General features: G+C 70.9%; 10 protein-coding genes. 2 read left to right on the plus strand and 8 right to left on the minus strand.

The window, feature by feature from the left end; genetic code table 11:
• Nucleotides 1–121 precede the first annotated feature (121 nt).
• Nucleotides 122–676 carry a GNAT family N-acetyltransferase gene (locus tag IE252_RS42425; protein ID WP_190094865.1) on the plus strand — a complete coding sequence of 185 codons (555 nt, stop codon included), beginning with the start codon at nt 122–124 and terminating at the stop codon, nt 674–676.
• A 24-nt stretch (nt 677–700) separates the two neighbouring features.
• Here IE252_RS42425 and IE252_RS42430 read toward each other — a convergent pair whose 3' ends face one another.
• The 6 genes from IE252_RS42430 to IE252_RS42455 form a co-directional block, all read right to left on the minus strand.
• On the minus strand, nt 701–2,350 hold the full coding sequence (locus IE252_RS42430) for a type VI secretion protein (protein WP_190094866.1): 1,650 nt from the start codon (nt 2,348–2,350) through the stop codon (nt 701–703).
• 110 nt (nt 2,351–2,460) lie between these two features.
• Nucleotides 2,461–3,885 carry an ATP-binding protein gene (locus IE252_RS42435; protein WP_190094867.1) on the minus strand — a complete coding sequence of 475 codons (1,425 nt, stop codon included), beginning with the start codon at nt 3,883–3,885 and terminating at the stop codon, nt 2,461–2,463.
• Nucleotides 3,886–3,909: 24 nt separating this feature from the next.
• Nucleotides 3,910–5,460, minus strand: coding sequence for an SCO6880 family protein (locus tag IE252_RS42440; protein WP_190094868.1), 1,551 nt, complete (start codon nt 5,458–5,460; stop codon nt 3,910–3,912).
• A complete protein-coding gene (locus tag IE252_RS42445; RefSeq protein WP_190094869.1) occupies nt 5,457–6,824 on the minus strand; it encodes a hypothetical protein in 1,368 nt (455 codons plus the stop codon). The genes IE252_RS42440 and IE252_RS42445 overlap by 4 nt, the downstream gene beginning before the upstream one ends.
• Nucleotides 6,814–7,659, minus strand: coding sequence for a DUF8175 domain-containg protein (locus IE252_RS42450; protein WP_190094870.1), 846 nt, complete (start codon nt 7,657–7,659; stop codon nt 6,814–6,816). The genes IE252_RS42445 and IE252_RS42450 overlap by 11 nt, the downstream gene beginning before the upstream one ends.
• Before the next feature lie 208 nt (nt 7,660–7,867).
• Nucleotides 7,868–8,176 (minus strand): DUF8827 family protein, encoded by a 309-nt coding sequence (locus IE252_RS42455; RefSeq protein WP_101389324.1) that lies wholly within the window; start codon nt 8,174–8,176, stop codon nt 7,868–7,870.
• A 351-nt stretch (nt 8,177–8,527) separates the two neighbouring features.
• Between IE252_RS42455 and IE252_RS42460 the strand changes: the two genes are divergently transcribed.
• Nucleotides 8,528–9,316: a trypsin-like serine peptidase gene (locus tag IE252_RS42460; protein ID WP_190094871.1), complete on the plus strand. Its 789-nt coding sequence runs from the start codon at nt 8,528–8,530 to the stop codon at nt 9,314–9,316.
• Here the strand turns inward: IE252_RS42460 and IE252_RS42465 are convergent.
• Nucleotides 9,235–9,717 carry a hypothetical protein gene (locus tag IE252_RS42465; RefSeq protein WP_190094872.1) on the minus strand — a complete coding sequence of 161 codons (483 nt, stop codon included), beginning with the start codon at nt 9,715–9,717 and terminating at the stop codon, nt 9,235–9,237. The genes IE252_RS42460 and IE252_RS42465 overlap by 82 nt on opposite strands.
• 104 nt (nt 9,718–9,821) lie before the next feature.
• Nucleotides 9,822–10,970 (minus strand): alpha/beta hydrolase (locus IE252_RS42470; RefSeq protein ID WP_229849163.1); only part of this gene is annotated, 1,149 nt, incomplete at its 5' end.

Raw genomic sequence — 10,970 nt, forward strand, 5'->3', positions numbered from 1 at the left:
CCGATGGTACTGCAGGGGGGACCCTGTGGGAGAGTAGGACACCGCCGAACAAATTTTGAGAAAAGCCCCGTACCGGGAAACCGGTACGGGGCTTTTCTGCGTTTCATGGCAGGATCTGGCCATGGATCACGTGATACGCCCCGTACGGGCCGATGAATGGCGCGAGGTCAAGGAGCTCCGGCTGGCCGGGCTCGCCGACCCCGCCGCCCCTGTTGCCTTCCTTGAGACCACCGAGCAGGCCAACGCCCACCCGGACTCCTTCTGGCAGGAACGTACCGCCGGAGCCAGCAGCGGCACCGGCGCCCGCCAATTCGTGGCCGTGAGCCCCGACGGCACTTGGGCCGGGACCGTCGTCGTCCTGGCCGAGCAGCCCGGGAACGTCGACTTCTTCGGGTTGGACATCGAAGCTGCCCAGGGACATGTCGTCGGCGTCTTCGTACGCCCCGAGTTCCGGGGCATCGGGCTCACCGAGAGGCTCTTCGAGAGCGCGCTGGAGTGGGCCTGGTCGCTGGAGGCGCCGCGGCTCGAACGCGTACGGCTCTATGTGCACAACCAGAACGAGCGGGCCGAGGGCTTCTACCGGAAGTTCGGGTTCGTACGGACGGGGAAGACCGCGCCCGGGCCGGCCGGGATGCCGGACACCCACGAGGTCGAGATGGTGTTCCCCCGCCCGTAGTCCATAGCGGGCCACACGCGACCGCTACGGCGTCAGCGTCTCCGTCCAGCGGGCCCGCGCCTGTTCGGCCGAGCGGAGCAGGACCAGGGTCGGGAGGCCCAGGTCCTGGCCGGTCGACAGGAGTTCGGGCAGCCGGGGCAGCGGCGCCACCGCGGCCACGTCGTCCAGGACCAGCGTCATTGGTGGGTCGAGCCGACCGTCGGGTGACCGTTCGGCCATGCGGCGGCCGCGCTCGACCACGTCTGAGGCGAGGGCCGTGAGGAGCGGCATCGCGGCGGGGCGGGACCGCGGATCCTCGATGGCTTCACCCACCACGTAAAGCGTGCCCCCTTCCGCGGCGAATGATTCCAGGGCGAGCGAATCCGCTCGGTTCGGTGTGCAGGCCTCGCGGATGTGGATCGAGGAGAGCGCGTCGAGCGCACGGGCCGTCAGCTCCTGGGCGATCTCCCGGCGTTCGGGGTGCGCGGTCAGCGCCGACTCCAAGAGGCCCGCTGAGCCGCTCATGGCCTTGGGGTGGGTGCGGAGTATGCGTACGGCCTCGTGGACGCCGGTGCCCTGGGCCCAGCGGTGCATCTGCTTGACCGCCTTGCCGTCCCGGCTGTCCAGCGCGGCCGCGTGCAGCCAGCACCGCAGCAGGGTCTCGGCCGTGTCGGCCATGGCGGCGTCTATGCGCGCCTGCGGGCGTACGGGCGCGAGCAGCGCGGTCGCGCGGGCCGCCGCCACGTCCGCGTCCTCGCAGCCGCTCGTGGGCGACCAGTGCAGCCGGGCCGGGGTGTCGCAGAGGTGCCCCGGGTCGTACACGTGCACAGGGCCGAGCTTCGCGCGCGCGTCCTTGGTCTCCGCCCACAGGGTGGGGTCCGAGGTGATGACGAGCGCGGCGCCCTCGGCGTCCTGGATGGCCTGGACGGCCGTGGGGCGGCGGGCGTCGGGGCCGCCGTAGACAAGTCTGGGAGGGCGGGCCGCGCGCGGCGACGGGAGCCGCCCTGCTCCCGGGCCTTCGGGCTGCCAACTCGCCGTGCCGGGCGCCGGGGTGAGGGCCGGGTCGTCCCATGCGCCCGCTGCCCCGTCCGTACGTACCGTACGAGCCGCTCCCGTGCCCGCGGCCGGGCCCCACGCGCGCGTGGCCGCAGGGTCGGTGCCCCAATCAGCGGCCGCAGGACCCGAGCCCGCGTCGGCCACCGGCGGCGGTCCGGCCTGAGCAGGCGGCTGGGCTTGCTGGGCTGGTGTCGGCGTACCGCCAACCAGCCCGCCGCCCCCGGCTGCGCCCCTGTTCAGACCCAACACCGGGTTCCCCGGCATCGCGGCCGCCGCCTTGGCTCTCGCGCGTACGGCTCGCCAGCGCGACCACGTACCCAGGGCGAAGATGAAGAGGACGAGCAGCACCAGCAGTTGGCCGATGAGCAGGCCCCAGAAGAGGCCGTAGCCGGAAAGCTGGGCGGCGGGGGTGTCCGGCCAGGCGGCCGGGAGGTCGTGCGGGGCCTGGATCAGCCGGCGCATGGCGAGCGGGGTGCGGGTGAACGTCACTGCGTCCGGCCAGGCGCCGTGGCTGAACAGGCCCGCAAGGCCCGTCGCCGTCCAGACCAGGACCGTGAGGCCGAGCAGGAACGCGAGCAGCCCGATCAGCAGGGAGTCGGGGATGCCGCGCTCCTCGCCGCGGGAGCGGGACTCCGGCATGTCAGGCAACCTCCGGCGTGTCGGGGCAACGTGCGCGTGTCGGGGGAACTTCCTTGGGGTGGGCGGCCGTTGATCCGGCAGGCCCCTTGAGGGGAGGGGCCGCCGGACCGTCAGGCCACGGTCGACTCGGGGGAGGAGGTGCCGGACATTTGCTGTTCCATCAGCGCTGCTCTGCGCTCGCTCTCCGACTCCAGCTGGCTCTCCAGCTCATGGGCGAGTACGTCATCGGTCGCCGCCGACTCCGTCATCGCGCGGTCGGTGAAGACCAGCGGCCGCTCCCGCTCGGTGATCAGGTGCTTGACCACCTGGACGTTGCCGTTGACGTCCCAGACGGCGATACCGGGCGTGAGCGTCGGGATGATCTCGACCGCCCACCGGGGCAGGCCGAGGACCCCGCCCGTCGCCCTCGCCTCGTCCGTCTTCTGGGCGTAGATCGTCCTGGTCGACGCCATCTTCAGGATCGCCGCCGCCTCCCGGGCCGCCGCCCCGTCCACCACGTCCGACAGGTGGTGCACCACCGCCACGAAGGACAGACCGAGGCGCCGGCCGAACTTGAGCAGCCGCTGGAAGAGCTGCGCCACGAACGGCGAGTTGATGATGTGCCAGGCCTCCTCCACCAGGAAGATGCGCTTCTTGCGGTCGGGCCGGATCCAGGTGTGCTCCAGCCAGACGCCGACGATGGCCATCAGGATCGGCATCGCGATCGAGTTGCGGTCGATGTGCGAGAGGTCGAAGACGATCAGCGGCGCGTCCAGGTCGATGCCGACCGTGGTCGGTCCGTCGAACATGCCCCGCAGGTCGCCGTCGACCAGCCGGTCCAGGACGAGCGCCACGTCCAGGCCCCAGGCCCGGACGTCGTCTATGTCGACGTTCATGGCGACCGCCGAGGAGGCCTCCGGGTGGCGCAGCTGCTCCACGATGTCGGTGAGGACGGGCTGGCGGTCGGTGATGGTCTCGTTGACGTAGGCGTGCGCCACCTTCAGGGCGAAGCCCGAGCGCTCGTCCAGGCCGTGCCCCATCGCCACCTCGATGATGGTGCGCAGCAGCGCCAGCTGGCCGGTGGTGGTGATCGCCGGGTCCAGAGGGTTGAGCCGGATGCCGCCGTCGAGGGCGGCCATCGGGTCCAGCCGGATGGGAGTTATCCCCAGCTCGCGCGCGATGAGGTTCCACTCGCCGACGCCGTCCTCGCCCTGGGCGTCGAGGACGACGACCTGCCGGTCGCGGAACCGCAGCTGGCGCAGGACGTAGGTCTTCTCCAGGGCCGACTTGCCGTTGCCGGACTCGCCGAGGACCAGCCAGTGCGGCGCGGGCAGCTGCTGGCCGTACAGCTGGAAGGGGTCGTAGATGTATCCCTTGCCGCTGTAGACCTCGCGGCCGATGATCACGCCCGAGTCGCCCAGGCCGGGCGCGGCCGTCGGCAGGTAGACGGCCTGCGCCTGGCCGGTGGAGGTGCGCACGGGCAGCCGGGTGGTCTCCACCTTCCCGAAGAGGAAGGAGGTGAAGGCGTTGGTGAGCGCGGAGAGCGGATCTCGCATGAGCAGGCCCCAATCAGCTCTCGGCTAGCGGCGGATGCCGGTCGCGAACGGCAAGGTGTTGACGAAGGCCCGGTGGTGCTCGCGGTCGCACCACTCCAGCTTCAGGTACGACTTGCCGGCCGAGGCGCGGATGGTGCGCTTGTCCCTCGCCAGCGCCTCGGGGGAGCGCGCCGACACCGTGATGTACCCGACGAGGTTGACTCCTGCCGCGCCGCTGGCCAGATCTTCACCCCGTTGGTCGAGGCGGCCGTGGGCGGCGATGTCGCGCGGGTCGACGGTCCGGTTCATCTTGGCCGCGCGGGAGGCCTCGGCCTCGTCGTTGGTCTTCTCGGTGAGCATGCGCTCGATGGCGACCTCGGTGGGTTCGAGGTCCATGCAGACCGCGACCGTACGGATCACGTCCGGGGTGTGGACGAGCAGCGGGGCGAGGAAGTTGACGCCCACGGGGGTCATCGGCCACTCCTTCACCCATGCCGTGGCGTGGCACCAGGGCGCGCGCGTGGACGACTCGCGGGTCTTGGCCTGGAGATAGGTGGGCTCGACCGCGTCCAGCTCGGCGGGCCAGGCGTTGCGCTTGGTCATGGCCTGGATGTGGTCGATGGGGTGGTCCGGGTCGTACATGGAGTGCACCAGCGAGGCGAGCCGCCCCTGGCCGAGGGGCTGGCGCACCCGGATGTCGGCCTCGGCGAGCCGGGCGCAGATGTCGGCGAGCTCGCGGGCCATGACGACGGCGAGTCCGGCGTCCCTGTCGAGCTTGCGGCCCGGCTGGGGGCGGGCGGCGCGGGCCATGGCGTGCGCCTCGGCGGCGAGTTCGCGCGAGTACTGCATACAGGCGACGAGATACGCCCGGTGCTGCTCGCTGGAGGTGGACACCATGGACTGGAGCTGTTCGTACGACTCCTGGAGCCAGCCGGGTGAGCCGTGGTCGCCGCGCTGGGCGACGTCCTTGGCGTGCGCGTCCGGGTCGGCGGGCAGGGTGCGGGCGAGCATCTGGAGGCGGGTGACGAACCCGTCGCCGTTGGCGACGTGCTTGAGCAGCGTGCCGAACCGGTCGACGAGGGCCTCCTGGTCCTCCGAGTCGCGCAGGCCCACGCCGGGGCCCTCGATCTCGATGGCGGCGGTGACGGTCCGCCGGTCGGCGTGCAGCAGGACGGCGATCTCGTCGGGGCCGAAGGGCGCGGCGAGCCAGCTGATCCGGCCGATGCCGGGCGGCGGGCCGACCTCGACCTCGCGCCCGTCGCCGCGCACGCCCGCCTCCATGGCGGCCGAGCGGTAGGTGGTGCCGCGCCGCAGCGAGCGCTTGTAGCTGCGGTTGATCTCGAACCACTTGTAGAACGTGCGGTGTTTGTACGGGAGGTACACCGCGGCGAGCGCCAGCATGGGGAAGCCCATGAGCAGCACGATCCGCAGGGACAGGACGGGGACCAGCAGTCCGGCCATCATGCCGAGGAACGCGCCGCCGATGATCAGCGCGATCTCGCCGGTCTCGCGGTTCTTGCCGACGATGGCCGACGGCCTGGCGCGGCCGATCAGATACGTGCGGCGGGGCGAGACCGATTGGGACTGGGTCGTCAACGCCCTCCACCTCCTGTGCTGTTGTTGCCTTTGTTGCCGGTGTTGCGGCTGCTGTGCGGGGTGCCGCTGGTGGGTCCGGAGCCGTTACGGGGCGGGGGTGCGGCGGAGGGGACAGATCCGCCGCCGCCACCGCCGCCCGAGGAGCCCCGGCTGCTGTGGGCGGCCACGCCGCCGGACATCGGGTTGGCGGGCCGGGGCTGGGCGTTGTTGCCCTGGTTGCCGCGGCTGCTGTGGGTCTTGATGCCCTGCGAGACGAGTGCGGCCGGGGAGGAGATGACGGCGGCCGCCTGGGAGCCGTCGGTGGCCTGCTTGCGGTTGGTGCGGGCGGCGGCGATCTCGTCGCCGAAGCCCGGTACGAAGCGGTAGATCATCGCGGAGGCGAAGATGGCCAGCAGGATGATGGCCAGGCCTGAGACGACCGCCTGGAAGGAGTCCGGCCCCTTCCCGGCCGAGAGCGCGCCCGCCAGGCTGAGGACGATCACGATGATGGGCTTCACCAGGATGATCGCGATCATGATCCCGGCCCAGCGGCGGACGTGGCCCCACATGTTCTTGTCGACGAGTCCCGAGTACACGACGACGCCGAGCAGCGCGCCCACGTACAGCAGGAGGGCGCGGATGTAGAGCTCCAGGAAGAGGATGCCGGCGGCGAGGATGGTGACCAGGGAGACGACGATCAACATGATCGGGCCGCCGCCGATGTCCGTGCCCTTCTTCAGCGCGTCCGAGAACGACCCGAAGAAGACGTCGGTCTGGTCGCCGGTGCCGGCGGCGATGACGTCGGTGACGGCGTCGGTGGCGTTGACCACGGTGTAGAGGATCAGCGGGGTGAACGCGGAGGCGAGCACGGTGAGCCAGAGGAACCCGACCGCCTCGGAGATCGCGGTGGTCAGCGGCACCCCGCGGATCGCCCGCTTGGCGACGGCGAGCAGCCACAGCACGAGGGTGAGGATGGTGGCGGCGGCGAAGACGACGGCGTAGCGGCCGAGGAAGGCGGGGTTGGTGAAGTCCACCTTGGCGGCGGTCTTCACGAACTTGGAGAGCGTGTCGACGACCCAGACGGCGGCGTCGGCGCAGCCGCGGGCGAGGGAGGTCAGGGGGTCGGCGGGGTCGCCGGGGGCGACGGTGCCGCCCCTCTGCGGCGCGCCCGAGGACCCGCTGTCGCAGTAGTCCCGGGCCGGCCCGGAGATCAGCGAACAGGGGTTGCCGCTCTTGTCCGGCGCCGGTGACGGCGAGGTGCCGGGCGGCGTCGGAGTCGGCGTCGGGGCCGCCGCCGCGCGGGCGGCGAACAGGAAGACGGCCGTGTGCAGGACGGTCACCGACGTGACGAGCGCGCGCGTACGGCCGCGAGGGCTACCGGGCATACGTGAACCCTCCGAATTCCTTGACGGCGTTCGCGATCTCCTCGGAGCCGGACACGGTGTTGTCGCCGGTGACCGGTGTCGGGCCCTTCTTCTGCGCGGTCTCCAGGACCTTCCAGTCCGACCCGTTCCAGGCCAGCTTGAGCGTCATGGTGAACCAGTTGGTCGTCACCGGCTTGGTGGACTTCTCGCCGGTCAGGCCGAACAGGCCGATGCACCACACGTCGACGCTGGTGGCCTGCGGCGAGTAGCTCTGTACCTTCGTGCCCGCCGGGACCGTCCGGTTCACGAACGTCGTGCCCGCGGGCGCGGCGCCGTCCGCGGTGAGGCCGATCTGCTGGTTGAGGCCGGGCGAGTAGTTGGTGTCGAAGCCCGCCTGGAGCTTGTCCTTGCTGGCGGCGTCCGCCACCGCATCGACGATGGTGTGCCGGTGCGCGGCGTTGAACATGCCGTCGGAGCCCAGCGCCACCGCGTAGTTCGCAGCCGCCGACTGCGCCCCCTGTTCCGTCTGGGGGAAGCCCGTCGCGATGCCGGCCGTCTTGCCCTGGACCGGGTCGACCCCGGTCGCGGCCGTCGGCTTCGGGTCGGCGTGCTTGGGGTCGTCGGAGGAGGTGTCGCCGCCGTCGCCCCGGTTGGCGAAGGCGATCGCGGCGACGAGGAGGACCACCACGCCGACGACCGTGAGCAGGGAGCGCGAGGCGCGGACGGGGCGGCGGGCGCCGCCGTACACGTCGGCGCCCTCGCCCTCGGGCAGCCGGGTGCGCGTCTGGCGCGTACCACCGACGGTGCTGTACGCGTCCTCCGTGCGCCTGGAGTCGTGCTCGTCGCCGAGGCTCATGCCGCGTACGCCCCCTCAACCCTTCGCTGGTCCGTCGTGTAGTACGACGGTAGCCGTGCTGGTTCCCGCGCGGGCGCGGTGTGGTGACTCGACATCAGGGAGACGCAACCTCAGCCGGTGGGCACGACGGACGGATGGTGTGGGGGAAGGGCCTGGGCGGGCCCCAGGGGGACGAACGCGGCGGGACGGGGCCGGACCTGAGGTCGGGTCAGACGGCCATCCCGTACACGATGGTGAACAGCGTGCCGAGCGAGCCGATGATGAAGACGCCGGTCAGCCCGGCCACGATCAGACCCTTGCCCTGTTCCGCGCTGAACGTGTCGCGCAGCGCGGTCGCACCGATCCTCTGCTTGGCGGCGCCCCAGACGGCGATGCCGAGGCACAGCAGGATGGCCACGGCCATCACGACTTCGACCATCACCCGGGCCTCGTTGCCCAGGCTCCCGAACGGGCCCCAGTTGGGCGCGATCCCGCCGATGATCGTGGTGATGTCGCCCTTTTCTGCTGCCAGGTACACGTAACTCACCGCCCCTGTCGGGTAGTTCGATGCCCCTGCCCCATGGCATGGGTCAGGCTCTATCTTCGCTGATGAAACCGCTCGGGTATGTCGACTTGGCGGCTCTCTTTACCCGAAACCGCACAGCTGTGCCGGTCGCACCGCCCTGACCTGCGGTGGACCGGTTCTCTACGGATTCGCGTATGGTCACTCTGTGTATCACGCAGGGTGACTCCGGGCAATGACTGTCGTTGGTGCACTCTGGGCCTGTTCGCTAGAGCCGGGCTCGGGTTCGGGCCCGGTGGCGCTTCACAGACTCTTCTCAGAAAAGTTCAAGGGGTGTTCTCAGGTCCGCGGGTCAGGGTCGGGGCCATGAGACACGTCTCCCAGCTGCGCGCCCTGTCGGCGGTGGCCGTGCTCCTGGTGATCCCCGTCTACGGGGACCGGGAGGCCGGATCGGCCGGTACGACCGTCACGGCGCCCGCCACGGCCGCCAACGCGCGCGTGGGCGCGCTGTTCGACGGGGGTCTGGACGGGGACCACTTCTGTACGGCGTCGGTGGTGCACAGCGCGGGCCACGACGTGATCGTCACGGCCGCGCACTGCCTGGACGACCAGGGCGACGCGGTGTTCGTGCCGGGCTACCGGGACGGGCAGGCGCCGTACGGGACGTGGCCGGTCAAGGACACGTACACGGACGACGCGTGGCAGGAGGACCAGAGCGAGGACGACGACGTGGCCTTCGCGGTCCTGGGCCCGGGGTCCCTGACCGGGGCTCAGGTCGAGGACGTGGTGGGCGCGGCGCGGCTGACGGTGAACGCCCCGGCCGACGGCAAGGTGACGGTCGTCGGCTACCCGGGCGACGCCGACACCCCCCAGTCCTGCACCACGCGGTCGACGCCCTTCGGCGACACCCAGCAGCGCGTGGAGTGCCCGGGCTACCCCGGCGGCACGAGCGGCAGCCCCTGGGCGGCGGCGGACGGGTCCGTGGTGGGGGTCATCGGGGGGTACGAGGAGGGGGGCGACGACCCGGATGTGTCGTACAGCGTGCGGTTCGGGGGGACGGTGGGGGCGCTGTATCAGCTGGTGACGGACCAGAAGGCGTCGTGTGTGTCGGGGCGCCAGGGGAATTCGCCCTCGCGCGGGGCCGCGTTCGGCTGAGCGGTGGGATCCGCGACGTCGGACATGGTGAAGCAGGGCGTCGTCACGGAAAAGAAGAACTGCCCCTCGCCGCCGACCGACACCTCGACCTGGAAGTTGTCCGGGGTGGATGCGTTGATGGCGGGAAAACGCTTGCTCGTGTTCACGTTCGTGATCCGGTATCCCCGGGCCTTCCAGGCGCGCTCGACCACTCCGAGGAGGCTGCCGCGCCGTTCCTCGGAGACGATGGTCCGGATCTGGATGATCCGGTCCACGCTGCCCGTGTTCTCAGGGGCGTTGGGGTCGTCCCCGCACGAGCTGTGGGTCGACGGCCCGTGGCTCCACCGCAACGGCGGCTCGATGGCGCCGAGGGTCTGCTGCAGGATCCCGTCGGCCTGCTCGGCGCCCTGCTGCATGTTCATGTCGGGTCGGCTTCCTTCGGTGGAATCGGACATCGGGCCGCAGCCGGTGGCGGCGGCGCCGACGGTCAGGAGCAGTAGTGCGGTGGCGGTTCGGGGGAGGGGCCTCAACGGGGTTCCTGTGTGCTGATCTCGCCGCCGTGGCCTGCGACCACAAGGGCGATGTTCCTGGCGGACACCCGGTCCTTGCCGGGGCTGAAGTAGTTGGAGTGGGCGGGAGTGGCGCCCTCTCCGCTCAGGACCGGGAGCGGGCCGTCGCTCACTTCGAAGCGGTGTGCCCCGAATTCATGGTTCGCCGGGTCCGTGCCGAAGTAGATTTCACTCTTGGGGGTCTGGCCGTCCTGGGCGAAGTAGCCAGCGGCACCTCCCGCGATCGCACCGACTCCGGCTCCGACGAGGCCGCCGAGCGGCCCCGCCCCGAGTCCGAGCGAGCCGCCCACCGAGGCCCCGCCTCCTGCGCCCATCAGGATGCCCTTCGACTCGTCCTTGTTCGGGAGATAGGTGACCGGGTCGTTGTCAGCCGCACCCACGTAGACGTGATCGCGACCGACGCCGAGGGCATCGGCGGTCTTGGCGCCCGTGCCGGGGCTGCCGACGAGGACGATGTCGTCTGCTCCGGGAATGCCGCCGTGCTGCTGCGCGGCGAGGCCCACGGTCAGCGACCCGTACGAGTGGCCGATGGCGGTGATGTGAGGGTTGTCCGTCTGGTTCGTCGCCGAGATCCCCGCCATGAACCTGTTGTACGCCGGGGCACCCGCTTCGGCGTCGTGCCTGCTCATGACATCCAGATTGGTGAGCTGTGGAGCGTCGTAGCCGAGCCACACGATGGCAGCGGTGGAGGGGTCGAAGGTCCGGGCACCCACGGCGGTCTGGCGGGCTCGGTTGACGACGCCGTCCGCGAAGTCCGTGTCCAGCTTCGTGCCGAGGCCGGGGACGTATGCGGACACGTTCCGCGAGGTGTCCGGGTCGCCGAAGGAGACGATCGCACGGCCGTTGCCCTCGTCGCCGATGCCCAGCAGGTACATCGGCGGAGCCTTGTCGACGGGGGCGCCGCGCAACTGGTGGTCGATCAACTTCAGCCCCTCCAGCTTGTCCCGCGCCCCGTCCCCGTCCTCCCCCGACAGCTTTCCGATCAGCAGTTGCAGGTTGTCTCGGTTGGCCTCGTCGCGGACGGCGGCCGGGATCCCGTCCAGGTTGCCGAGGATGTCCGGGCATGCCGCGAGGTACTCGTCGCGCTGGGCCTGGGACAGGTGGGT

It is taken from the genome of Streptomyces melanogenes (assembly GCF_014649795.1).
In the GTDB taxonomy this organism is placed as follows: Bacteria; Actinomycetota; Actinomycetes; order Streptomycetales; family Streptomycetaceae; genus Streptomyces; species Streptomyces noboritoensis.